Source organism: Paenibacillus residui, from assembly GCF_042677205.1.
Classification (GTDB): Bacteria; Bacillota; Bacilli; order Paenibacillales; family NBRC-103111; genus Paenibacillus_L; species Paenibacillus_L residui.
On the sequence record NZ_JBHTIU010000037.1, the window covers coordinates 1 to 26,084 of the forward strand.

The window sequence follows — 26,084 nt, forward strand, 5'->3', positions numbered from 1 at the left end:
CCACCCGCATAGCGGGTGGTTTTTTGTTTCGCGCGTTTCACGCACTCAACTGGCTAAAGCCTAAATAAAATACCGGCCTCCTCCAGGGAAGGCCGGTTTTGTTTAGAACCTCTTAGGTTTTAACATGCTTTTGCATTTGCGATATGGCTGATTTCTCAAGTCTGGACACCTGAGCTTGAGAAATACCGATTTCTTCTGCAACCTCCATTTGCGTCTTGCCATCGTAAAACCGCATGGACAAGATCATTTTCTCCCGGTCATTGAGCTTGCGCATTCCTTCCCGGAGAGCAATCCCTTCGATCCAGGTTACATCCTTGTTGCGATCATCGCTGATTTGGTCCATGACGTATATCGGATCTCCCCCGTCATGATAAATCGGCTCAAACAGCGAGACCGGGTCCTGAATAGCATCCAGAGCGAACACTACGTCTTCTTTAGGAACATTCAGAGCTTCGGAAATTTCGTAAATCGTCGGCTCCCGCGAATTCATATTTGTCAGATTATCGCGCACCTGCAGAGCCTTGTAGGCAATATCGCGGAGGGAACGCGACACTCGGATCGGGTTATTATCCCGTAAATAGCGCCTGATTTCGCCGATAATCATCGGGACGGCATAGGTTGAAAATTTCACATTTTGGCTTAAGTCGAAATTATCAATGGCTTTCATAAGGCCGATGCATCCTACCTGGAACAGATCGTCCACGAATTCTCCGCGGTTGTTGAATCGCTGGATAACGCTCAGAACCAATCTCAAATTGCCATTGACCAGCTTCTCCCTTGCAGTATGATCATTGTGTGTTTGCAGTTGGACAAAAAGCTCCCGCATCTCCGTATTTGTAAGCACAGGAAGTTTTGATGTATCCACACCACAGATTTCGACTTTATTTCGTGTCACCGTGATTACCTCCCAAGGAGCAACATTAATGTTAATTATCTCCTTGGGATCATTTTTTATGCGCGTATGAACGAGCCCTTAAATGGGCATAAGGCTGTGCCACAGCAGTCAAAAACGGCCCAACGGAGCCGTTTGTAAGCTCAAACCATTTTGTTAAATTCTTTACGCAGCCGTTTGATGATCCGCTTTTCCAACCGTGAAATATAAGATTGGGAAATTCCCAACAAATCGGCCACATCCTTCTGCGTTTTCTCCTCGCCGTCCTGCAGGCCAAAGCGAAGCTCCATAATGACCCGCTCCCTCTCGGACAATTTATCCAGAGCTTTATGCAGAAGCTTGCGGTCCACCTGCTCTTCAATGTTTCGGTATATGGTATCATTCTCAGTGCCGAGAACATCGGATAGTAGCAATTCATTCCCATCCCAATCAATATTCAGAGGCTCATCGAAGGAAACCTCGGTGCGGACCTTGCTGTTGCGGCGAAGATACATAAGAATCTCATTCTCGATGCAGCGGGAGGCGTAGGTGGCCAGCTTGATCTTTTTCTCCGGATCGAAGGTATTCACGGCCTTGATCAGTCCGATCGCCCCGATCGAAACCAAATCCTCGATATTGATTCCGGTGTTCTCGAATTTCCTTGCAATATATACGACAAGGCGCAAATTTCGTTCAATCAGCATCGCCCGGATGGCAGCGTCTCCGGATGGCAGCTTCTGCAGCAGAAACTCTTCTTCCTCGCGAGTCAGAGGTGGGGGCAGCGCTTCACTTCCGCCAATGTAATAAATTTCGTCGCCTTTCAAACCGATCATCAGCAATAACCGGTAATAGTAAATTTGCAGCGTCAGCTTCCATTTGTAAAGCATTGGGCACATCCTCCTCCAGAGCTTGCTTCCTTAATCCATCGGCAGGTTAAGCGGCTTTTTGACTTCAGCTTCCGTCGCTAATTTCCCATCCATCTTCGTTGCCGGGCTAAGGCTCCCCTGCTCTCTTACCTTCAAACTTCCTCCCTCTTCCCGGGAGACGACAAGATCCGGATGAATAATCGCCTCATATGAACCGTCAGCGCTCAGCTTGCCCGCATCCAATCCGATCAGTACCTTGCTGGTTACCAGATGCTTATCGTTGTAGCTAAGCGAGACCTCATCCGGCTTCACCGCCAGCATGAATTGCGTTGCTTTGTTGACTCCGCGGTAAGGAACGAGACGTATCCGGTCCGGCCACTCAAAGTCCTCCTCCTGCATGGCCGCCACCATCCGGTCCACTTCAGAACGGCGAATATGGCGGACCCATTTCTCCGGCAGCCGGTCTCCCCATAGGGATGTCTCTACAACCATTACCGGGGTTTTCGTCAGCGGATCGTAGAGGCGGTTACCGGTATCGATCAGTCCCTTGCAGGTCAGAGTCAGATCATCCAGCTTGATGACCACTTCGGCTATATAAGCGGTCAATTCCTCTTTCCGTTTCGCCCCTTGAAACATACGCAAATAGAAAAAAAGAATAAAGGCCAAACCCAGTCCGACTATCCATAAATGGGTTTGGAAGGGAAATATCAGCCCCCCGGATGAAGTGACCAGAATCCCGTTCATGACGTCTAACGAGGGGAGGAAGAAATAATGTAATCCGTAAAGTCCTCCGGCAGCTACGAAATTGACGACATAGAACATTCCGAGATTCCGAAGGAACGGAAGCAGTCCGCGGTAAGAGAAAGCGGTTGTAATCATCCCGGCGGAAAAAAGGACTTTAGCTATAAAGGTATACATCACGGAGAGTTCGGGGATCAGCATAAAGACGGTATAGGACGCGCCGATAGCGGCTGCACCTGCCAGCCGGTGCCATCGGATATCCAGCTTTCTTGTCCAAGCTGTCGTCAGCAGCAGAGCCCCGTCAATGATGAAATTAAATAGGAAAATAAGATCCACATAAACTACCACTCTCCTATCCTCCTACCTTATCGCGACGGATGACCCCAGTATAATCCTTTCCCCCTCCAAAGTCTGTCTAACTGTGATGTACCATCCACAGTTTTTTTGTCGAAGTTAGAAAAGTATATGCGAAAATTGCAAGGAAATAACCCAAGCTGAAATAAAAAAAGCTCCAAACGGAGCCTTATGACTGCCCCACAAAGTGACGTATGACCTTCGAAGTGTATTCCGGGTACTTTGCGGGGAGCCCCGGAACTGAAGAAGAATAACCCGGTATTAGAGGTTGCTTTTTATGCCAACAGGAATCTTTGGTTACACCACATTAACGTTGTAAAGCAATTAAAGATTCCTTATGTGGTAAAAAAAGCTCCAAACGAAAACAACAACAAAGCCTCTCTTGCTTCACTTGGAAACAAAAGAGGCTGGTCGGCAAATAAACTATTCAAGGTTATTCTTACCCCGGTTGCGCAAGAAGGTCGGAATATCCAGATGATCGCTGCTTGGCTGAGTCCCGAAAGGACGGATATTCGGCGTCCGAGTCGGCTCTGGAGCTGCATCGGATTGTCCCGGCTGCTTGCGCGGCGACGAAGAATGAGGCTTCGTTTCGAAGCCGGTCGCAATAACCGTTACTTTAATTTCTTCTTTATAGCTCTCGTCAATGATCGCTCCGAAAATGACATTCACTTCAGGATCAGAAGCGGCAAATACAATTTCCGCAGCCTCATTGACCTCATATAAGCTCAGGTTGGAACCGCCGGTAATATTCATGATAACCCCGCGGGCCCCTTCGATGGACGTTTCAAGCAAAGGACTCATAATTGCTTTCTTGGCGGCTTCCGCAGCGCGGTTCTCGCCGGTTCCCATGCCGATTCCCATTAAAGCTGAGCCTCTCTCGGTCATGATGGTCTTAACGTCGGCAAAATCCAGGTTTATCAAACCTGGTACCATGATCAAGTCGGAAATCCCTTGAACCCCTTGACGAAGAACGTTGTCCGCTTCGCGGAATGCCTCTATCATAGGAGTCTTCTTGTCTACCATCTCCAACAGGCGGTCATTAGGAATGACAATCAGAGTGTCGACCTTTTCCTTAAGGGTAGAAATTCCGAGCTCCGCCTGGGCTTGACGCTTGCGCCCTTCGAAAGTGAACGGACGGGTAACAACGCCGACTGTCAACGCACCGCATTCCTTGGCGATCTCGGCAATAACCGGAGCTGCCCCCGTACCCGTTCCGCCTCCCATTCCTGCAGTAACGAAAACAAGATCGGCCCCTTTCAGCACCTGGGTAATCGCTTCGCGGGATTCCTCAGCCGCCTTCTTACCGACCTCCGGATTCGCACCCGCACCCAAGCCGCGAGTCAGTTTCTCGCCAATCTTCAGCTTGGTTTCGGATTTCGCAAGATTTAGAGCCTGCGCATCCGTATTGACCGTTATAAATTCTACACCTTGAATTCCGTTCTCTATCATTCGATTGACAGCGTTGCTTCCACCGCCGCCAACACCGATTACTTTAATAGTGGCCATTTGATCCAATTCCAAATCAAATTCAAACATAGCGCTTATTATCCTCCTCACCCATACTGTTGAAACACTTGAATAAGGCCTAACACCGGCTGCTGCAATCTTATAGAATTAGTACTAGATAAGTTCGCTTAACCAGTTTTTGAATCTTTCAAACCACCCCGGTTGTTTGGACTGGCTTTTCTTGGGGACTGTTTTCTTGGGGGCTGCTGCAGCACTGCGTGTACGGAACGATCTAGTGAGGAATATAATAATGCCGACGCCGCTGGTATAGGATGGATCGCGCACGCCAATATAATCGGGTGCGGCAATTCTTACCGATGTGGCCAACTCCTCCTGGGCTACCGACAACATTCCCGGCATGGACATCGTTCCGCCGGTGAGCACAAATCCGCCGAGAGGATCGCTGTAACCCATGCGGGCCGCTTCGGCGCGGATTAATTGCAGCATCTCTCGAACTCTAGGCTCTATAATGTTGGCTAGATCTACTTGGGAGAATTCCTTCTCCGTATTACTGCCGATCCTCGGCACCTTAAAGACCTGATCCGCTGCCGAATCTTTCACGGCGGCACAGGCGAATTTAAGCTTGATCTTCTCCGCATTCTCCAATTGTGTGTGAAGACCGATGGAAATATCGTTCGAGATGAATTCTCCCCCGATAGGAAGTGTGGAAGTCGCTGCCAGGGTACCATTCTCAAATACGGAAATCGTCGTAGCACCCGCTCCGATATCAGCAAGTACTGTCCCGATCATCTTCTCGTCCTTGGACAGCGTCATTGTCCCCGCTCCCAAGGACATGAGAACGAGATCAGCCACGTTAAGACCCGCTTTCTCCACGACACGACGCAGATTATGTATAGCCGTCTTGGCACCGGTGATAATCGTAGCTTCCACTTCCAGGCGTACACCAATCATTCCCCTGGGATCCTGAATCCCTTCCAGGCCATCGACCAGATACTGCTGGGGAACGACTCCGATGATCTCCCTTTCCGGAGGAAGGGCAATTACTCTCGCCGCCTGAAGCACCCGTTCGATATCTTCCTCTCCGATCTCACGATCCTCGTTGCTGACAGCAACTACGCCGTGACTAGTTTGCAAGCCGATATGGTTGCCGGATATGCCGACATAAACGTCTGATATTTGGATGCCCACCATGCGCTCCGCATGGTCGACCGCATTGCGTATTGACTGTACGGTTTGATCAATATCGACAATGGAACCTTTGCGAATGCCTTCGGATTCCGAGGAGCCGACTCCAATGATATTGATCGATCCGTTCGCTACTTCCCCGATGATGACTCGAACCTTGGAAGTACCAATGTCCAAACTGACTATGACGTCATTGTTGCTCAATCCTAGGCACCTCCTGTTGCTTGTCCGTATTGCAGTCTATTTAGACCTCTGTACATATTCAACATGGTTCTTGTATTCCCTCTTTTTTTAGCGATTTTTTATATAGTAAATTATTCCTATCGTCACAGAAATTCCATAATATCAATTTTATCATTATTGACTACCAAAGAGTAGTCTATTTTTATCTTTTTTTAGCATCTTTTTGTCCTTTGGAAGCCTTGGAGTTTTCGTTGTTGTCAAAAGGAATTCCCCTGTCTTGCTCCATTAAAATCAGCTCTCCGGACAGAACACCCTGCTCCCTCCATTCGGCGATCAGAACCCCCAAATATTGCAGCTTATCCTGCAAATATTGGATTCGTGTGGATACCTCATATTGCGACTTTGTATAGATTCTGATCTTATCCTCATAGGCAGCTGTCGGCTCTGGGACGATCTCGGAAATATCTGCGAGCAAAGGATCGGGAATGTCGGCTAATACGGCGCATAGCTTAAGCTTCATCGGATTATCGTTCGCCCAGCCGCTCAGAATGGGTTTATCCAGAGGAATAGGCCGATCCTGGATCGGAAAGGCACTGCCGTCAGCCAGCAAAGCTTCCCTCTCGCCGTCAGCGTTGATTTGATAGGCTACCCTTTTGTATTCCTTCACCTTGATCGTAACTTCCCCGGGGAAATTTTTGGTGATCTCCACCTCTTCAATCATATCCAGAGAGCGGATAAGTTCTGCAGTTCTATGAGTATCTATCAGAAAAAAGCTGTCGCCTATCTGAATATTGGAGGCTTGTCCAATTTGCTCGGAGGGCACCATCTCGTTGCCGGAAATTTCGATAACCGAAATTTTGCTTATGGAAGATTGAAAAAACAGAATGGCCAACACCGTCAGAAAAAAAACGACTAGAAGAGCAATCAGCCTCCGGCCCCCGCTTCTGCGGGGCCTTTCGGGTTTGATCGCGGGCACTTTGAGTTCCACAGACAACTTAACACCTTCCTGGTTCTCCGGCTGCAAAACGTCCTTATCCCTTCCTACAGTCAGGAAGGGACTCGGAGCAGCCTTGATGGTCAAGATAAGAGGGATTTGCTGGCAACCTCTGTATACCGGCTTACCTTGGCTCCCAGTTGGCCGAGCAACAGTTCAATTCTATCATAGCCTCTATCAATATGATGCACCTGCTCGACGACCGTCGTGCCGCGCGCAGCCAGACCGGCTATCACCAGTGCCGCACCGGCCCTCAAATCGGTTGATTCGACAGTTGCGCCATACACCCGCGGCACACCGCGAATAAAGGCGGAGTTCAAATCAGTGCGAATATCGGCCCCCATTCTGGATAATTCGTCAACGTGTTTGAATCTACCGTCGAATATCGTTTCTTTAATTATACTAATACCTTCCGCCAAAGATAGCAGAACCATCATTTGGGGCTGTAAATCGGTAGGGAAGCCCGGATAAGGCGCCGTTACTACCCGTTCGACTGCTTTTGGCCGCGTATGGCAGGTTACATTTATTATATCATCGTCCGTAGTCACTTGAACACCTGCCCGCTTAAGCACATGGGTAACGGATGTCAAATGAGCGGGATTTACGTTCTCCAGAGTCACATTGCCTCTTGTAACCGCGGCCGCCATCATCATCGTCCCCGTCACTATCCGGTCCGGAATGACTTTATAGGTTGTCGGAGTCAGTTTCGGGACCCCTTCTATCGTGATGGTATCCGTTCCGGCACCGATCATTTTGGCACCCATGGTGATCAAATAATTTTGCAGATCTACAATTTCCGGTTCCCTGGCCGCATTGTAAATCGTCGTAATGCCTTCCGCCATGGCGGCCGCCATCATAATATTCTCTGTAGCTCCAACGCTAGGAAAATCCAGCACGATATCAGCGCCCTTCAACCGTTTGGCCCAACAAACGATCGTATGGCCCGACTCTTCCACTACGGCCCCAAGTGCCTGAAGCCCTTGCAGATGGAGATTGATTTTCCGTTCACCGATGGCGCAGCCTCCCGGCTGATAAATCTGTACTTTACCGAACCTCGCCAACAGCGGGCCCATAAGAAAAACAGACGATCTCATTTGTTTCATTAATTCTTCCGGGATATGAGAAGAATTGGCCGACGACGTATCCACGGTCACGGTGTCGCCCCTAAGCTCCGCCCTACAGCCCAGGGCGCGTAAAATGTCCAGCATAACGTGGATATCCAGCAGATCAGGTACGTTCTCAATGGTATGTGTTCCTTCTGCCATGATGCTTGCGGCAAGAACGGGCAATGCTGCGTTTTTCGCGCCGTGAATCCGTATGGTTCCCGAGAGAGGTTTCCCGCCTTCGATCACCAACTTTTCCAATGTTTCACCTCCGAATTACCGTTCACCCACCACCATAACTTCAGGAACCAGCTCCACATTGTATTTTTCCACGATTATGGCTCTAATCTTATCAATGAGGGTGAGCACGTCTTGAGCTGTCGCCTGCCCGGTATTAACGATAAAATTGGCATGAAGCGTCGATATTTCCGCTCCTCCCACGCGCATTCCTTTAAGGCCTGCTTCTTCAATTAATTTGGCCGCATACTGATTTGCGGGATTGCGAAATACGCTTCCTGCGCAAGCCAATTGCAAGGGCTGCGTCCGGAGCCGTCTTTCTTTATGCGCCGCAAACGCGTCCGCCAGCTCCTTACGGTCTCCTTGTTTCAGCTCCAGCACCGCTTCCGTCACTATGCCCCGCTTAGTCTGCAGAATAGACGTGCGGTATGAGTAACAAAGCTCTTCATTTCGCATGGTTACCAATTCTCCGTTATCGAACAGGACTTCAGCTTGCTTGAGAATGCGCGACATCTCCGACCCGTGTGCCCCTGCATTCATGTAGACAGCTCCCCCGATGCTACCCGGTATGCCTCCAGCGAATTCGAGTCCGGCCAACCCGTTCTTTGACGCTATGGCAGACAGCTTGATGAGAGAATACGCTCCCCCCGCATATACCGTAGTTCCTTCAAAGCGGGCATAATCCAAAGCTTCCCCCAGCTTGATGACGACCCCGCGTATCCCCTTGTCGGTGACAAGAAGATTAGAGCCTCTGCCCAGTACAAACCAGGGCACACGATGTTGTTGGATTATCCGGATCGTCTCCATCAGCTGTTCCTTATTCTTGGGTTGGACGAACACATCGGCAGGTCCGCCGATTTTCCAATAAGTGTGAGGCGCCATTGGCTCATCACATTGAATATCGTTGACGCCGGCAGCCCGTAAATCAGTTATAACCTGTAGCACTGGGATATACCCTCCTTAACAAGATCGTGGGCAAAAAACCAGTCGGTCGAGCGAATATGGGCCTCTCTTAGCTGCCGACTGGTCCGGGTGTTTGTCACGGTTATAGTGTATCTTATGTAAATTTGCAGAGAGTGTGACAACAGCCCAATCATTGCTTTTCTGCCCTGTGAAAGTTTCAATGTTGCCAATTTCGGTTGTATCAAAAACATCCGTATAGTATCGAAAGCTTCGCTTATGCGAACCCAAACGTGCAAATACCGTCCTGACAGGCTTGTCCCTAACAATTCCAAGCAAAAAAGTCATCCATATGAAAACCATCTATCGTTATTCACACCATTTCCAACTCTATACACGAAAAGCCCGTCATCGTTTAGAAGAGATGACCGCCTTCCGTATGCCGGGACTGGACCTGGTGAACTAACTCAGCGCATTCCGCCAAGCGGGCCGAGGCCGGCATGGGAACTGATCATCCGCCATGCAGCTCCGGGAACGCGTGCCGGGAGAGGCGGGCATCGATAAAGAGCAGCCACTATGGAAGCATTTAATATTGGCCCAAACCTCCCGGAATAGAGTGCCTCCGCTTCCCGTTCCACCTCTTTGCCACTCTGTCACCAGGCCTATGGAAATCGTGAAAATATCGATACGATAAAGATTATCGCTGCTTTACGATAAAAACTAGACCTCCATCTGCTTTCCCAAGCTTCTATTCAAGCGGGTAAACCGGGTTAGCCTTCTAAGGGCCCGACTGTTGCAGTGCCACGGCCCTTCAAGCTCACCTGACTCCTGCCGTGAATTTATCGGGAATATCGCGAGATATTCAACAAGATTCCAATGGATGTAAGCATCAACGTCAACGAAGAGCCCCCATAGCTGATCAATGGAAGAGTGATGCCGGTAACCGGCATCATGCCGATGACTACGCCGATATTGATAATGACCTGTACGGCTACCATACCGGCTACTCCGACCGCCAACAAACTTCCGAAAGTATCCGGAGCCGCTATGGCCGTTCTCAGCCCTCTCCAGACCAGGATTGCGAACAGAATAAGCACTGTCGCTCCGCCTATGAATCCCAGCTCCTCGCCGATGATAGAGAAAATAAAGTCCGTCTGCGGCTCCGGCAAATAATTATACTTCTGCAAGCTGTTGCCAAAGCCGAGGCCGCTAAGTCTGCCCGGCCCAATGGCGTACATCGATTGGATAGATTGATAGCCGGCTCCCAGCGGATCCTGCCAGGGATCCAGGAATGCAGTAATCCTCTGCAACCGGTATGGGGCAGCGAGTATCAGCCCTACCAAACCGGCCACCCCGATCAGTGCCAGCAAAGATAGATGAGCTATGCGGGCACCCGCCGTATAAATAATCAACAGGGAGGCTCCTACCAGCACCGCGCCCGTACCCAGATCCGGCTGCAGCATAATCAACCCGAAAGCCGTTCCCATAATTAGCAAGGGAGGTATTAATCCTTTAGTAAATTGTGTAATCTTGTTCTGTTCCTCCGACAGAAGCTTTGCCAAAAAGAGAATCATCCCTATTTTCATAAACTCGGAGGGCTGAATACCGAAAGAGCCGATTCCAAGCCAGCTTCTCGCTCCTCCGCGCACCACTCCTAGTCCCGGTATTAGCACGACAAGCAGGAGCACAAAACAAACAATCAAGCCGATTTTCGCATATTTTTTCCATACCCAATAGTCGATGTTCATCATGGCGAACATCGCCAGGATGCCCAGCACTGCAAACAAAAGCTGCCTCTTTACATAGTAATAAGAGTCGCCGAAATCATGAAATGATAGTACCGAGCTCGCACTGTAGACCATCACCACTCCAATGGCCAGCAGCAGCAAAGTCGCAAGCATCATCAGCGCATCGGGGGCGGACCGTGCTTTTCCCATGTCCTCACACCTCTCACCATCAATGTGGGGACAGCCAAGGCTTGGTTATCCCTTGTTAAAGGTTATGCACGGACTCTTTAAACATTCGTCCCCGTTCTTCGAATGAGGGAAACATGTCCCAACTTGCGCATGCCGGTGATAAAAGGACCACATCCCCGGGTTCCGCCAGCTCTTCCGCATACTTGACCGCCTGCGCCAACGTTTCGGACGGGCTACTCCCATTATCAACCAAACGAACCCGGGTCATTCCTGCCGATCGGGCCACGTTGGCTAATTTGTCACGGGTTTCCCCGAGAAAAACAGCCGCCTTTACTTTATCCCGCAGATAAGGCTCCAATTCCCGATAATCCATCTCCTTATCGGTCCCCTGTCTGTCCATCCCCCCGGCAATCAGCACGATAGGTTGATCAAATACTTCGAGCGCCTTGATCGTAGCCGCCGGATTGGTCGCCTTGGAATTATTGTAGTAGGCAATGTCCCGGCAGGTCCTAACATATTCCAGACGGTGCTCTACGCCGCGAAATTCACGCAGCGACTCGGCAATATAAAGCAAGGGCACGCCCGCGGCGATAGCAATAGCCGCTGCGGCCAAACCGTTCCCTACGTTAAAATCTCCGGGGATACCAATCTCCTCCGCCCGGATTATGGGATGAACCGTTCCTTCTGAATCCCGGTAAACTATATCCCTCTCCAGCCTTCCGGTTTCCGCGTGTCTGCGCAGGTATACCCCTTCCTTCAATTCTTCTTTCATGGAGAAGGGGAATACCCTTGCCTGCACTTTAGTGCTGAGGAGGCGGCATTCGGTATCGTCCCAATTCAATACGGCAATATCCTCTTTATATTGATTCGCAAAGAGCTTCGCTTTAGAGGCCGTATAATCCGACATGGTGCCGTGGTAATCCAGATGCGTCTCATAAACATTCAGCAAGCAAGCTATGCGCGGACGGAACTGATCGGTGCCCTTCAATTGAAAGCTGCTCAGTTCCGCCACAAGCCAATGATCTTTAGTAGCATCATTAGCGGCATCACACAAGGCCCGTCCAATATTACCGGCAACGATCGGAGACTTGCCTGCCTTAGCCAGCATTTCTCCGACCCATGTCGTCGTAGTTGTCTTCCCGTTGGAACCGGTAATGCCGATGATCGGGGCTTCACTTAACTGATAAGCGACCTCAACTTCAGTCACTACTTCTATTCCAAGCTCCAGAGCTTTCCTAACCGGCTCCGCCCCATAAGGAATGCCCGGGTTCTTGACAACTAGAGCTACACCTTCATGAATCAAGGAATCCGGATGGCCTCCGCAAACAACAGAAATACCCAGCGCCTCCAACGGGTCGGCCTCCGGGCATTGATTACGATCTTTACGGTCATTAACCGTTACCTTGGCTCCAAGCTCATGAAATCGAACGGCTGCAGCCATTCCGCTCTTGGCCAGGCCCAGCACAATCACTTCTTGATTCTTATACTCTCTTGGATGCTTCATATGCTAGAACACCTCATTTAGATAAAGTCCGAACGCGGCAAGCAGAAATCCGACCACCCAGAATGTCGTGACGACCCTCCACTCGGACCAGCCGACCAATTCAAAATGATGATGGATCGGGCTCATCTTGAAAACCCGTTTACCGGTCGTTTTGAACGAAATCACTTGAATGATGACCGACAATATTTCGATCACGAACACCCCTCCGATAATGAGCAGCAGCAGTTCGGTATGGGTTAACACGGCCGCGGCGACCAACCCTCCTCCGATCCCGAGAGATCCGGTGTCGCCCATGAACACTTTCGCAGGATGCGCATTGTAGACCAGGAAGCCAAGCACCGCGCCGACCATCGCCGCATTGAACACTGCGATATCCGGACTATGCAGCTTCATGGCTATAATGACAAAGGCCCCGAAAGCAATCGCGCTCGTTCCCGCAAGCAAGCCGTCCAATCCATCCGTGAAGTTGACGGCGTTGGACATGCCCATCATCAGAAGGATAACGAAAATGTAATAGAACCAGCCAAGCGGAATAGCCGTATCGAAGAAAGGAATTTGTACCTCAGTCGGATGATCGATCCGGTATAACAGAAAGCAGACGATCCCCGAAACAATCAGCTGCCCGGCTAATTTCTGCTTGGCCGTCAGCCCTAGCGAACGTTTGAATACGATCTTAATATAGTCATCCAGGAAGCCTACCAGTCCAAAGCCTAGTGCAGCAACCAATAATATGACAAGCTCGGGGGTTTTATCGGCAAAACGAAGCGCCGCAATCGCAAGAGCCAGCAGAATGATAGTTCCCCCCATCGTGGGAGTTCCTGCTTTTTTCTGATGAGCCTGCGGGCCTTCCTTGCGGATTTGCTGGCCGAACTTCAATGCCCGCAATACCGGGATAAGCAGCGGGCCTGCCAACAAAGCCAACACGAAGGCGGCGCCGAGAGGAAACATTATTTCTTTAAAATCAATCACGATAAACCCTCCTGAATCCAGTCCCGTTAGATCTATTGAGTAAGATTATAAATTAATTTTTGCGCAAGTTATGATTGTTGGACGGCCTGCACAACTTCCTCCAGCTTCATACCTCTGGATGCTTTGAACAGGATGGCATCTCCGGGGAGTATGGCGGAAGTAAGCGCCTCGATCAGCTGCTGGCGGTCATTAAACCACTGCACCCGTTCATGGCCAAGCTTCCGCCCGGCTTCTTCCGCAATATAATAAGATAAAGGACCATAGGCGAATACCCGGTTAATCTCCTCGGGATCCAGCAGCCGGCCTACCTCCCGGTGAAATTCTTCCTCTTCCGGGCCCAGCTCCAGCATGTCTCCAAGTACGATCATTTTCCTCTGGTGTCCCTTTAAAGAATGAAGCAGGCGAATAGCCGCCTTCATAGCTGCAGGATTGGCGTTGTAGGCATCATTCAGCAGCAAGGCGCCGGATGCCGAGCGAACGATTTCGATCCGCATTCCGGACATTTCTACCTTCTTCAGACCTTCAACTATGTCTTTATCTTGCACTCCCATGTATTTGGAAACTGCAATTGCAGCCAGCGCATTAATGACGTTATGTTCTCCCAGCAGCGGAAGGTAATAGCCCGGTGAGTCCGGCCAATTAATATGAAAATGCATCCCATCGGTATCCTGCAGAATAGCGGTCGGGTAAATGTCATTGCTCTCGGAGAGCCCGAACCGGTAACGAAGCATCGAATCCGGATGCGGCATATTCGGATAAGTACGTTCAATCAAAGGTTCATCGCCATTGTAGACAAAAAAACCATCCTTCTTCAAACCGCTTAAAATCTCGGTCTTGGCCTTCGCAATTTCCTCCCGGCTTCCCAACTGCAGCAAATGCGCATCGCCGATATTGGTAATAATAACAGCCTCCGGCTCCGCCAGCCTGGACAGCAGCTCAATCTCTCCGCGTCCGCTCATCCCCATCTCGATAACGGCCATTTCAGTATCCTCGGCCAGCTCCAGGAGAGTCAATGGCAGCCCGATATGATTATTCAGGTTTCCTTTGGTCTTATGAACACGATAAGTGGTTGACAGAATGGAAGCTGTAATGTCCTTCGTCGTCGTTTTGCCGTTGCTGCCCGTAATCCCGACAATGCGGACGGACAGCTGATCGCGGTATGCCTTGGCCAGCCGCTGAAGGGCGGCGATCGTATCTTCAACCATTATTACCGGGCGCCCTGCCGGGGGCTGTCCTTGGTCTTGCTGCCATAGCGCCGCCGCCGCTCCCTTGTTAAAAGCTTCTTCCGCGTATGCATGACCATTGAAATTGTCCCCTACGATGGGAACAAATAAATTGCCTGGCTGGATGGAACGGCTGTCGGTGGAGACTCCGCAGATTTGCAGATTCTCCGAACCGTTCATATGGCCAATTCCGTTAACCATTTGATCAATTTGAGAAAAAGAACGATTAATCACGATTCAATCCCCTTATCGCTTCACGAGCGACCTCCCTGTCATCGAAATGAAGGACGGTCCCGTTAATGATCTGATAGGTTTCGTGCCCTTTGCCGGCTATTAGAACAACATCATTGGGCCGAGCCATCTCAATTGCTTGATAGATGGCTTCCTTCCGGTCAGCGATTTTGCTGTATTCCGATGACGCAAGACCCGCTTTCAGCAAGCCCGGCTCAATATCGTCCAGAATACGCTCCGGATCTTCCGATCGCGGATTATCCGATGTCATAAAGACAAAGTCGCTGTATCGGGCGGCAATTTCCCCCATTAACGGCCGTTTACCGCGGTCTCTGTCGCCACCGCAGCCAAAAACGGTAATCACCCGGCCCTCAACAAACTCGCTAATCGTTTTTAATGCGTTCTCCAGTCCATCGGGGGAATGGGCATAATCAACCAGTACGAGGAAATTCTGTCCTTCGTTCACCGGCTCCATCCGCCCCTGCACGATTTCCATCTCTTCTAAGCTATTCTTCACTTGTTGAAGCGGTACACCTTCCAACAAAGTTGCGGCAACCGCCCCCAAGGCGTTATATACGTTAAATTTGCCTATAAGTTTCAAGTGGACGGGAACATCTCCGCAAAAAGTGGACAGCATAAAGGAAGTGCCGGCAGAGGTAAACTGAATGCCGCTGGCTCGCACATCCGCTTCCTGATGAATGCCATAGGTGACAACCTGCGCGGAGGTCATGGCGGCAAGCTCGGCGGATGCCGGATCATCAACATTAAGCACGGCATATTTCCTGTCGGATTCATGAGGGGAGTACTCGTTGCCCAGTCTGGAGAAGAACAAGCCTTTGGCCGCCAAATAACGGTCCATCGTCTGATGATAATCCAAATGATCCTGCGTCAGATTGGTAAACAGCGCAGTGCGGAAGCGGCAGCCCTTCACCCGGCCCATAGCCAAGGCGTGACTGGAAACTTCCATAATGCAGTACCCGGTTCCGACATCCCGCATCCGTCTGAAAGCAGCCTGCAGATCGGCCGCATCCGGGGTCGTATTTTGGGTAGGGTAGGTTTTGTCTCCGATTCTCATCCCGATGGTCCCCAGCAACCCGGTAATCTGGCCATAATCGGACAAAATTTTGTCAATAATAAAGGTAGTCGTTGTCTTGCCGTTCGTGCCCGTTACTCCTATAACCTTCATTTCATGGCTGGGATAACCGTAGAAATGGTCGGAGATAATCGCCATCGCGGTTCTTGAATCTTTGATATACAGCACCGGGGCGGCAATGTCCAACGGACGTTCCGCCACCAGCGCCGCAGCCCCTTGGGTTATTGCCTGCCCGGCATACTCGTGACCGTCCTGCGCGGTCCCCGGCAGACAAATAAACAAATCCCCAGGCTTCACCTTGCGCGAATCCGTCTGGATGCCGGTTATCTCCGTTTCTTCTGCTCCGGTTATGCGGGAGCCAACGATGAGAGATGCAAGTTCTTTAAGCTGCATCGGATATCCTCCTCGGTTTGACTGACTCTGTCTATATCGATCCGGCAGCACCGGATCGAATAACATCTTGATTAAATATATATGGAGCGAACTGCAAATTACGATCACTTTTGTGCCGGGGGCCCCGGATCCTGATCGGACAAGAAGATCCTCACCGTCGCTCCTTGATCCACCTTCGTTCCCGGTTTGGGAGCCTGACTGATGACATAATTCCCGCTGCCGGATTTGGCGATGTTCAAGTCGGAACGGATATCTTCGTAAATCTCTTGTACAGTAGCTCCTATCATATTAGGAACCTCAACCATCTTGGGTTCGCCATAACGATATTCTTTCTCTATTTGGTCTTTGCGAGGCTCTATTTGCATATACCGCAGAGCATCGCTCATTATATTTTTGACAATCGGCGCAGCGATCAAACCTCCGAACTGGATTCCCTGAGGGTTGTCTACCGCAATATAGACAACCACTTTCGGATCGTCTGCGGGCGCGAAGCCAATGAACGACACGATATGTTCATTAGGAGAATAGCGGCCGTTGACCACCTTCTGGGCGGTTCCCGTCTTCCCGCCGACCCGATAGCCTTCTACGAATGCATTGCGCCCGGTCCCTTTGGCCACTACACTTTCCAGAGCTTCCCTGACCAATTTCGACGTATTTTCTGAGATTACATTGCCTACCAGCTCGGGCTGTATGGTTTCGACGACCTCGCCCGTCTCCGGATTATACCACGCTTTAGCCAGATGGGGCTTATACAGCTTGCCTCCGTTAATAGCTGCCGACACGGCGGCCACCTGCTGAATGGGGGTAACAGAAACTCCTTGCCCGAATGATGTCGTGGCCAATTCTACCGGCCCTACTCGCGAGGGCTTAAATAATATCCCGTTCTCTTCCCCGCTCAAATCAATTCCGGTCTTCTGTCCGAAGCCGAACCGTTTAATATAATCAAACAGCAAATCTTTGCCGAGCCGCTGGCCCATGACAACGAATCCGGGGTTGCATGAATTTTCCACCACCTCAAGGAAGGTTTCGCTTCCATGTCCTCCCCGTTTCCAGCATCGCAACCGGGAGCCGGATACTTCAATATGGCCCGGATCGAAAAAATGCTCGTTATGAAGATCGACCTTTCCTTCCTCCAAAGCGGCGGCGAGCGTAATGATTTTAAAGGTCGATCCCGGTTCATAAGTCATCCAGATGGGCAGATTCCGATTATACACCTCGGACGGGTATTCGCGAAACCGGTCGGGCTCATAAGTAGGCCGTCCGGACATAGCCAGGATTTCTCCGGTATTCGGGTCCATCATCAGCCCGATAATATGATCCGCCTGCAATTGCAGCATCGCTTGATCCAATTCCCGCTCCAAGACCGATTGCAGGTAATGGTCGATCGTTAACTGCAGATTGAGTCCATCTCTGGGATTCACAAATTCATCCGAAGTGTTCGGCATTTCGCGTCCTGCAGCGTCGGACAGATAGGAAATATTCCCGGCCTGGCCGGTCAGCAGTTTATCGTACCTCGCTTCCAATCCCGTTAGCCCCTGATTGTCTATTCCCGTAACTCCGAGAATATGGGCGGCGAGGGATCCGAACGGATAATACCGCTTGTTATCCTCGGCAACAACAATACCCGGGAGATTCATGGCGCGAATTTCCTGAGCTTTCTCCTCCGTAATCTTCCGTCCGGCAGGCTGAATTTTCTGGATGGACTGCCTTTTCGTAATTTGCTCGTAAATTTTCTCCTCCGAGCCCTGCAGCGCTGCCGCCAACCGGGATGCGGTCATTTTGGGATCCTTAATCTGCGCGGGGATGGCCATGACCGAAGGGGAACTGACGTTATAGGTTAACCGCACCCCGTTGCGGTCCCAAATTTCTCCCCGTTTCGCGGCAAAGGGAATGTTCCTTCTCCATGAATCCTCTGCCATTTCGGCCAATTCCGAACCTTTCCACAGCTGAACATATGCCAATCGTATCACTAATGCTAAAAAAATCAATATTCCGGCAAGCATGGCTATCCACAGCCTCCGCCTGACGGTTACACTGGAAACTCGCATGGACGAAATAACCCCCTTTGTCCCGTCAAGATCGTTCATAATCCAGACTATTCGGGACAACCAGGGGTTAGAACAACTTGTCTCGAGACTTCGGGCAGATCTCATCTGTTTTTATCTAGGAATTTTTCGATGGATCGGCATTCTTCGAAGGAACCGGTTCATCCGATGAATTATCGGACTTGTCCGTTTTGTCATCGGATTTACGATCGGATTTGTCATCCGGTTTATCCCCGGCCTTATCCTGACCGGTATCTTCCCGAGATTGACCGGATGAGACACCGGAATCGTCCGCTGAAGGCGAAGAAGCTTCATTCCCTGATTCTTCTCCCTCCTTCTCCTGCTCCTCCGTTTCCTCCTGGACATCCGCATTCGGATTGAGCGGCTTTAATTCCAGAACAACCGATTTGGCTCCCCCGCTCTCCGCAGCGGATTGAGCCGTTACGTAGCCCGAACCTTTGAATTGGCAATCGGCTTCGAGAAATGTACAGATCTCCATCGCTTCCCGCATCGATTTTCCTGTCAGATCGGGTACCTGCAGTTCCCCAATACTTTTGGAAGCCAGATAGACAACTTGGGAACGGGAAACTTCGCGTCGGGGCTCCGGGTACTGCTTAACGACTGTTTCGCCTTCTCCAATGACTTCCGCGGTCAGGCCGGATTGGCCGAGAATGGTTTTCGCATCGGCCAGCGTCTGGCCGGTGACGTTAGGAACGACCAGCGAGGACGTTCCGGCGGAACTGGACTCCAACGAAGTATCTGCCGGGACATTTAAATAATTGAGTGTCTGGACGGCAATCTCTTTGAAGACCGAAGTGGCCACCTCTCCGCCCAGACGGTAGTCCCCTTTCAGGTTAGGCTGATTGACCAGAACCGTAATCAAAATGCGGGGATTGTCCAAGGGTGCATATCCGACGAAAGAAACGAGCCAAGTATCATTCGAATATTGCTTCTCTCCCTCAGGAACGATGTTCGCGGTCCCCGTCTTCCCGGCCACCTTATAGCCTTCAATATAAGCATGGCGGCCCGAGCCTTTCTCCTGATTCGATATCGTCTGTTCCAGATAAAATCCGGTCAGCCTGGCGGTTTCTTCGCTGACGACGCGGCCAATCTGCTGCGGCCCGAAGGATTGTACGACCTCCCCGGTTACCGGATCAATAATTTCCTTTACCAGATATGGCTTCAATAGTATTCCGCCATTGGCAACGGCCGCATAAGCCGCCGTCTGCTGCAAAGCGGTGGCGGTTACCTGCCCCTGGCCGAAGGTGGCGCGGGCTACGTCGGAAGGATATTGCATGTGAATTCCGCCGGAAGCTTCGTTCGGAAGTTCAATTCCGGTCTTCTGCCCGAAGCCGAACCGATCGATATATTCCTGAAGCTTATCCTTACCCATCTTCTCGTACCCCAGCTTGGCGAAAGCAACGTTACTCGACCGCAAGAGTCCGTCCAGATAAGTGATAGGCCCCCAGCCTACGCGATTGTGGTCATGCACCGGATAACCCGGAACGGCCAGCTGACCCGATTGAAACCAGTCATTCGGCTTGAACAACCCTTCCTCGATAGCACCGGCCAGCGTAACCAGCTTAAAGGTCGATCCCGGTTCGAACTGGGACGAGACGGCGTGGTTGATCAAATCCTTCTGGCTGTCGATCTCCCAGTACCGATTCGGATTGAAATCCGGCAAGCTTGCCATGGCCAAGATTTCCATCGTTGCCGGATCTACCGCAATGGCCGTCATATTTTTCGGCTTCCATTTGTCATACGCTTTGCGCATGGCGCTCTCCGTGTAGAACTGAATATTCTGATCAATCGTTAGACGGAGATTCATGCCATTAACCGGCGGCGTATAGGAAACTTTCCCGTCCGGCAGCTCGACACCAGTCCGATCCCGCTTGCGGGTTATATCGCCATCGGTACCCATCAACTGCTCGTTGAACATTATTTCGAGACCGCTCTTGGCCTCTCCTTCCAAATCGATGTAACCGAGAATATGCGAGGCCAGCCGGTTGTTCGGATAATAACGCTTCTGCGTTTCTCTCAAGTAAATTCCGACACTGTTTTTGTCGGTAATTCTTTTCAATTCATCAATAAAGGCCTCCAGCTCATCCTTCTTATCGGCATCTACTTTGTAGCCCTCATTGCGTATTTCGACTTCCCGCAGGAAGGCGGTTCCGTCTTTGTTTTTCTTGGTGACCAAGCCGTAAATTTTCTCTTCCAGCTTGGCAAGACTCCCTTCTTTCTCCGAAACGTTCAATATTTTGGCAAGGCCTGCGGCCACTTCCCTGGCGATTCCCCGTTCGTTTATTATCTGGGGATTAACCGTCACGTTGTAAGCGGCGGAATCTTCGGCCAGAGCCTTTCCGTTGCGGTCTATAATCATCCCCCGCTTGGCCCGAAGAACCTCGCTTTCCTTCCAACGGATTTCCGCCTCGCTTTGCAGCCATGAAGCTTCGACCACCTGTATCCAGTAGACTCTGCCAATCAAACCGATAAACAGCAGTGAAAAAACCAACCCGATGAGCAAAGATCTGACTTTTACTTTTTTTGTCATAGCGGTCCTCTGCTTACGGGTTAGTTTGTGATCCGGCGTCATTACCCGACGGAGCAACCGTCAAGGGGACGCGCACAATTTGCTCCGGCTTAGGGGAAGTCAAGCCGTTCTTTTCCGCTTCCAGCTTAATCCGGGTTAAATCGTTCATTTTATCAATCTGCTGTTTAAGGCTGTTGTTGGAGATTTCAAGCTCCCTGATTTGAGTTTCTACTTTATGAATTTCGCTGTTGAGCTGATAAATCAGCGCATAGCGCCAAAGTACGATTCCCGCCACAGTTACCAATAACGAAATGATGAACAAATAGAACAACTTTTCCTTGATTGGAATCGTTTTGGCGCGGTATACCGCTTTGCGGTTAGGTTTAACCCTAACCTGATTTTCTCGCTCCTGCTTCAATGCCGAGCTGCCGTGCATATAGGACGCCAATCTCTCCTCCTCCTTCTCTGCGGTTTATATCTTCTCCGCCACCCTCAGCTTGGCGGATCGTGCCCTGGGATTATTCGCTAGTTCTTCTTCAGACGGCAGTACAGGCTTGCGGTGAACAAGGCGCACCACAGGCTCTCTGTGACACACACAGACCGGCAGATCCGGCGGGCAGGTGCAGCGGTTCGTCAGTTGAGCAAACCATTGCTTGCAAATGCGATCTTCCAACGAATGGAAGGTGATAACGGAAATTCTTCCTCCCGGAGCAAGACAGTCCACAGCCTGCTCCAAAGCATCCCGGAATGCGCCCAGCTCATCATTAACCGCTATCCGCAATGCTTGAAAGCTGCGTTTGGCCGGGTGCGGTCCGGTTCTTCGGGCTGCAGCGGGAATGCCCTCCTTAATCAGCTCCGCCAATTGGGAAGTAGTACGGATCGGCTCCTTCTCCCGGGCCTGCACGATTCGTGCGGCAATTCTTCTCGAAAATTTCTCTTCGCCATATTCAAACAAAATGCGGGCGATCTCGGATTCACTCCAGCCGTTAACTATGTCTTTGGCGGTAAGCTCGGACGATTTATCCATACGCATATCCAGCTCCGCATCCTGGTTGTAGCTGAAGCCGCGGTCTGCTTCGTCCAATTGTGGGGAGGAAACGCCCAAATCGAATAGTATTCCATCGACTTGAGGGTTATCCCCGTTCATCGGAACGGCGAGTCCGCTAAGGACCTCCCTTAAATGGCGGAAGTTGCTCTTGACGATCGTCAGCTTATCTTCATAACGCTCCAGCCTCTTCCTTGCATGGAGGATGGCCTGATCATCCTGATCGAAAGCAATCAACCGCCCTTGAGGTCCGAGTCGGGATGCGATCAGCTCGCTGTGCCCCGCTCCTCCCAGAGTGCAATCGACGTAGATCCCGTCCGGTTTAATATGTAATCCTTCCACAGCTTCTTCCAACAGTACAGTGATATGATGAAACACCTTATGATCCTCCCGGGTCTGAAATTAGGATGCACGAATCCAAAGGGCGTGCCGACCGGCTCGACGTGGCTACAGATCAAAATTAAAGTCGACCAGCTTCTCGGCGATTTCATTAAATGATTCTTCCGACTGCTGGAAGTAGTTTTCCCAAAGGTCCTTGCTCCAAATCTCCACGCGGTTCGATACGCCCAACACGACGCAGTCCTTCTTGAGTTTGGCGTATTCGACCAATATGTTCGGCAAGTTTACCCTTCCCTGTTTGTCAAGCTCGCATTCGGTCGCTCCAGAGAAGAAAAAACGGGTAAACGCCCGGGCATCGGATTTCATCAGAGGCAGCGATTTGAGCTTACTCTCCAACACTGCCCATTCCTGCATGGGGTAGACGAACAAACAATTGTCCAATCCGCGGGTAACAACGAATGTAGAGCCGAGGGCTTCACGAAATTTGGCGGGAATAATCATTCGCCCCTTCTCATCTATGCTGTGCTGGTATTCCCCCATAAACATGAGCTGGCTCCCCCTTTCCCACCACTTTGCCCCACTTTCCCCCACTTAAAAAGGAATATTCTCTATTATAGCAAAAAATCCTGCTAATCCAAGCAAGTTATCCAAAACTTTTTGAGGTGAAATGTCCCTTTGATTTAAACAAATTCCATTCACTCCATAATTAGGCAATTCGAAAAAATAAAAAGGACCGCACGATTAAGTACGGTCCAAAAATGCTATTCTTATTATTTCCAATAAGACACTCGGCTTAAGACCCGGCTTCTTTCGTCCCAAACCTTAAGCTTGACTGCCGTCCCGGGGCCGGTTTCGATTATTCGTGGGCCGCCCAGCTGTCCAAGTAATCGATCTGCTCCTGAGATAGTCGATCAATCGAGATTCCGAGCGATTCCAGTTTGAACCGGGCAACTTGCTCATCCAGTTCATAAGGAACATTTACTACCTTATTGCCGATTTCTTTATACTTTTCATTCACATATTTCAGAGACATAGCCTGCAGAGCGAAGGTCATATCCATAATTTCAGCGGGGTGGCCGTCGCCTGCCGCCAGGTTCACCAGCCGGCCTTCCGCCAGAATATAGAACTTGCGCCCGTCGGCCAGCTTATACTCTTCAATGTTGCGTCGAACGGTCCTTTTGGAAACAGCCAGTGCCTCCAATTCCGGTTTATTCACTTCGACGTCGAAATGTCCCGCGTTGGACAGAATGGCTCCGTCCTTCATAACCTTGTAATGCTCGCCGCGAATGACATCGCGGTTACCGGTAACGGTGACGAAGAAGTCGCCTACCTTGGCCGCCTCCAGCATGGGCATTACCTGGAAGCCGTCCATGTACGCTTCCACCGCTTTAATTGCATCGATTTCGGTAACAATTACATTGGCTCCGAGTCCCTGAGCACGCTTGGCCACTCCCTTGCCGCACCATCCGTAACCGACCACTACAACGGTTTTGCCCGCGACTACAAGGTTGGTCGTGCGGTTGATGCCGTCCCATACGGATTGACCTGTCCCATAACGGTTATCAAACAAATATTTGCAGAATGCATCATTGACGGCCACCATCGGGAACTGAAGCTGGCCTTCTTTCTCCATGGCCTTCAAACGAAGAATACCGGTCGTCGTTTCCTCCGCGCCGCCGCGGATGTTCTTCAACAAATCCCTGCGTTCGGAATGGAGGATCGAAACCAGATCGCCGCCGTCGTCGATCAGTAAATCCGGCTCCGTCTCCAATGTTTTGATCATCAGCTCTTTATACTCTTTCGGATCGGGATTATATTTGGCAAAGACGGTAATTCCGTCTTCCACCAATGCGGCGCAAACATCATCCTGGGTGGACAGCGGGTTGCTTCCGGTAATGGCTACCTCCGCCCCTCCTGCCTGAACGACTTTCGCCAGGTAGGCCGTTTTGGCTTCCAGATGCAAAGAAATGGCTACCTTCAGTCCTTGAAAAGGCTTCTCCTTCTCGAACTGCGCTTTGATCCGGTTCAATACCGGCATATGTGCGTCAACCCAATCAATCTTTAGATGTCCTTCCGGCGCCAAGGACGGATCGGCGATAATGCTTCTTTCTTTCGTATTCATGAACATCCTCCTAACATATATATGCTCCGACAAAAGTCGGCCTTGCTCAGTTCCAGCCGTATGGCGTCTAGAAATAAATAATCGAGTGAACCGGCCTTAGCGATAGCGGCTGGCGAACCAGCTCGTCCAGCCAATCCGTGCCATACTTGTTCAAATAGGAAAAAATATTATACACTCTTTCCTGGCTCCGGCCAAGCGGAAACAAGGTCAGACGGATTCGCTCCAGTTGTCTTATAGCGGCTTCATGCTGGGCCAGACTCGCTTCCGTGGAACGGGTCTCAAGAAACTCGATTTGCTCCAGTATTTTCTGCTCATTGGCTTGGCCCAGTTTGGCCATTCCGGGATTGATAGAGCCGACCGTTTCGAGCAGCGGCCGATAAAGCTTGGAGAACTGTTCCTTCACTTCCGCAAAGCGCTCCTCCAGCCTTAGCTCGTCTTTCTCCCTCAACCATTCCTGCTTCTTCTCTTCAAACCGATGCTGAACATCATCGAGAGTCAGTCCGAATTTGTCCATATGCTTCTGAATAGTCCCCTCTAACAGGGTATGCTCCCTGCGGGGCAGGAGAATCGGCATCTGCATCCCCATTGTATCAAAGATGGGGCGGGTCATTCCCCAATAGGCAATTTCCCCCGGCCCCAGCACGGCCCCCAGAACCGGAAGCAGGTAATCCTGCATGAGAGGGCGGGTCATTACATTATTGCTGAACCGCTCCGGGCTCTGCGAAGCCAGCTCCACAAGCTGCGCCAGATCGTAACGCCTTTCTTGCTTCCGGTCCGTGAGACCGTCTCCGCCGCGATACAGCAGAACTCTCTCTCCGTTCTCCTCGAACACAAATAGATGAGCGCTATCCGGATGGGCTTCCGCCTGAGGAATATACCCGAGGTTCTTCACCTGCTCCGAACCGCTAAGCGCCGCTTTGTTCACTTCGGCATGCTTCTCCAGCAGGCGGGCAAACATCGGACCCTCGAGCTTGCGGATCCCCGGATCATCGGAGTCCAGCAGCACAAGCCCATGCTTGCCGAACAGCCATGCCATGATTCGTCCGAAAAATTCGCTGAGCGTAGACGATTTACCCGCGAGCTCCATCAGCTTCTCCAGAAGAGGGGCTTTAAACTCGGTATCTATCAGACTGTGATCCAATTGAGTCAACGCATCCTCCCAATTGTCGATTACAAGCCTGCTGACCGAAGTCCGGCCTCCCGAAGGATTGTCCAGCTTCAGCTTCTGTACCTGCATCTGCTGTGTCAGGACATAAGTATGGTTGACTTCATCAAAATCATGATCTTCGCCGGCGATCCAGAATACCGGGACAACTGGACGATTCAGCCTCTCCGCTGCGTGCCTTGCCGCCTGAATAATAGTGGCCGCCTTATAAATGACCAGCAGCGGTCCGGTGAACAAGCCCGCCTGCTGTCCACCGACAATAACGAGCGTTTCCGGACGGCGGAGCAGCTCTAACGATTCGAAGCTCTGCGGTTCGTTCCCGAGCTTGTCGTTATAACGGATAAGATTGTGTACCAGTTCCGTCCGGTTGGCGGACAAACGCGGTTGATCGAGCCAAGCGGCCCTTCTTTCCCAGCTTGTTTCATCCCATACGTTATACTCGTATATATCACGCACCCGTTCGAAGTGATGCTCATAATCCTCGGCCAATGACTGGCCGGCTTTCCGTTCATAAGGTTCCAGCTTCATCGAACGGCCCCCTTGTCATTAAGGTATGTATAAGTGATAGTGATCAGGTTCAATTTGATTGTACACATCCCGGTTATTTT

General features: G+C 50.8%; 20 protein-coding genes. All 20 read right to left on the bottom strand.

Annotated elements, in window-relative coordinates:
- Nucleotides 1-112: 112 nt before the first annotated feature.
- The gene (sigG, locus tag ACFQ03_RS11820) at nt 113-895 is read right to left on the bottom strand and encodes an RNA polymerase sporulation sigma factor SigG (protein WP_144935870.1); all 783 of its coding nucleotides are present in this window, start codon (nt 893-895) and stop codon (nt 113-115) included.
- A 140-nt stretch (nt 896-1,035) separates the two neighbouring features.
- Nucleotides 1,036-1,758: an RNA polymerase sporulation sigma factor SigE gene (gene sigE, locus ACFQ03_RS11825; protein WP_144935867.1), complete on the bottom strand. Its 723-nt coding sequence runs from the start codon at nt 1,756-1,758 to the stop codon at nt 1,036-1,038.
- Between the two features lie 30 nt (nt 1,759-1,788).
- Nucleotides 1,789-2,826, bottom strand: a complete 1,038-nt coding sequence (gene spoIIGA / locus ACFQ03_RS11830) for a sigma-E processing peptidase SpoIIGA (protein WP_379288294.1) — start codon at nt 2,824-2,826, stop codon at nt 1,789-1,791.
- A 429-nt stretch (nt 2,827-3,255) separates the two neighbouring features.
- On the bottom strand, nt 3,256-4,368 hold the full coding sequence (gene ftsZ, locus ACFQ03_RS11835; RefSeq protein ID WP_144935861.1) for a cell division protein FtsZ: 1,113 nt from the start codon (nt 4,366-4,368) through the stop codon (nt 3,256-3,258).
- A gap of 84 nt (nt 4,369-4,452) precedes the next feature.
- Complete coding sequence (ftsA, locus tag ACFQ03_RS11840; protein ID WP_144935859.1) at nt 4,453-5,688, bottom strand: cell division protein FtsA; 1,236 nt, start codon at nt 5,686-5,688, stop codon at nt 4,453-4,455.
- A gap of 181 nt (nt 5,689-5,869) precedes the next feature.
- Nucleotides 5,870-6,655 (bottom strand): cell division protein FtsQ/DivIB, encoded by a 786-nt coding sequence (locus ACFQ03_RS11845; RefSeq protein WP_225312715.1) that lies wholly within the window; start codon nt 6,653-6,655, stop codon nt 5,870-5,872.
- An 89-nt stretch (nt 6,656-6,744) separates the two neighbouring features.
- Nucleotides 6,745-8,025 carry a UDP-N-acetylglucosamine 1-carboxyvinyltransferase gene (gene murA / locus ACFQ03_RS11850; RefSeq protein WP_379288297.1) on the bottom strand — a complete coding sequence of 427 codons (1,281 nt, stop codon included), beginning with the start codon at nt 8,023-8,025 and terminating at the stop codon, nt 6,745-6,747.
- 15 nt (nt 8,026-8,040) lie between these two features.
- The gene (gene murB / locus ACFQ03_RS11855) at nt 8,041-8,946 is read right to left on the bottom strand and encodes a UDP-N-acetylmuramate dehydrogenase (RefSeq protein ID WP_379288299.1); all 906 of its coding nucleotides are present in this window, start codon (nt 8,944-8,946) and stop codon (nt 8,041-8,043) included.
- Between the two features lie 794 nt (nt 8,947-9,740).
- Nucleotides 9,741-10,838: a stage V sporulation protein E gene (gene spoVE, locus ACFQ03_RS11860; RefSeq protein WP_379288301.1), complete on the bottom strand. Its 1,098-nt coding sequence runs from the start codon at nt 10,836-10,838 to the stop codon at nt 9,741-9,743.
- Between the two features lie 55 nt (nt 10,839-10,893).
- Complete coding sequence (murD, locus tag ACFQ03_RS11865) at nt 10,894-12,321, bottom strand: UDP-N-acetylmuramoyl-L-alanine--D-glutamate ligase (RefSeq protein WP_379288303.1); 1,428 nt, start codon at nt 12,319-12,321, stop codon at nt 10,894-10,896.
- 3 nt (nt 12,322-12,324) lie between these two features.
- Nucleotides 12,325-13,287: a phospho-N-acetylmuramoyl-pentapeptide-transferase gene (mraY, locus tag ACFQ03_RS11870; protein WP_379288333.1), complete on the bottom strand. Its 963-nt coding sequence runs from the start codon at nt 13,285-13,287 to the stop codon at nt 12,325-12,327.
- A gap of 71 nt (nt 13,288-13,358) precedes the next feature.
- Nucleotides 13,359-14,747, bottom strand: coding sequence for a UDP-N-acetylmuramoyl-tripeptide--D-alanyl-D-alanine ligase (locus ACFQ03_RS11875; protein WP_379288305.1), 1,389 nt, complete (start codon nt 14,745-14,747; stop codon nt 13,359-13,361).
- Nucleotides 14,740-16,230: a UDP-N-acetylmuramoyl-L-alanyl-D-glutamate--2,6-diaminopimelate ligase gene (locus tag ACFQ03_RS11880; RefSeq protein WP_379288307.1), complete on the bottom strand. Its 1,491-nt coding sequence runs from the start codon at nt 16,228-16,230 to the stop codon at nt 14,740-14,742. The genes ACFQ03_RS11875 and ACFQ03_RS11880 overlap by 8 nt, the downstream gene beginning before the upstream one ends.
- 104 nt (nt 16,231-16,334) lie before the next feature.
- The gene (locus tag ACFQ03_RS11885) at nt 16,335-18,278 is read right to left on the bottom strand and encodes a stage V sporulation protein D (protein WP_144935833.1); all 1,944 of its coding nucleotides are present in this window, start codon (nt 18,276-18,278) and stop codon (nt 16,335-16,337) included.
- Nucleotides 18,279-18,393: 115 nt separating this feature from the next.
- Entirely contained in the window at nt 18,394-20,826 is a 2,433-nt protein-coding gene (locus ACFQ03_RS11890) for a penicillin-binding transpeptidase domain-containing protein (protein ID WP_186328319.1), read from the bottom strand.
- A gap of 13 nt (nt 20,827-20,839) precedes the next feature.
- Complete coding sequence (ftsL, locus tag ACFQ03_RS11895) at nt 20,840-21,253, bottom strand: cell division protein FtsL (RefSeq protein WP_144935827.1); 414 nt, start codon at nt 21,251-21,253, stop codon at nt 20,840-20,842.
- A gap of 24 nt (nt 21,254-21,277) precedes the next feature.
- Entirely contained in the window at nt 21,278-22,228 is a 951-nt protein-coding gene (gene rsmH, locus ACFQ03_RS11900) for a 16S rRNA (cytosine(1402)-N(4))-methyltransferase RsmH (protein WP_144935823.1), read from the bottom strand.
- A gap of 69 nt (nt 22,229-22,297) precedes the next feature.
- Nucleotides 22,298-22,735: a division/cell wall cluster transcriptional repressor MraZ gene (mraZ, locus tag ACFQ03_RS11905; RefSeq protein WP_144935819.1), complete on the bottom strand. Its 438-nt coding sequence runs from the start codon at nt 22,733-22,735 to the stop codon at nt 22,298-22,300.
- Between the two features lie 310 nt (nt 22,736-23,045).
- Complete coding sequence (locus ACFQ03_RS11910; RefSeq protein WP_144935816.1) at nt 23,046-24,311, bottom strand: adenosylhomocysteinase; 1,266 nt, start codon at nt 24,309-24,311, stop codon at nt 23,046-23,048.
- Between the two features lie 67 nt (nt 24,312-24,378).
- Nucleotides 24,379-26,004: a bacillithiol biosynthesis cysteine-adding enzyme BshC gene (gene bshC / locus ACFQ03_RS11915; RefSeq protein ID WP_144935813.1), complete on the bottom strand. Its 1,626-nt coding sequence runs from the start codon at nt 26,002-26,004 to the stop codon at nt 24,379-24,381.
- Between the last annotated feature and the right edge of the window lie 80 nt (nt 26,005-26,084).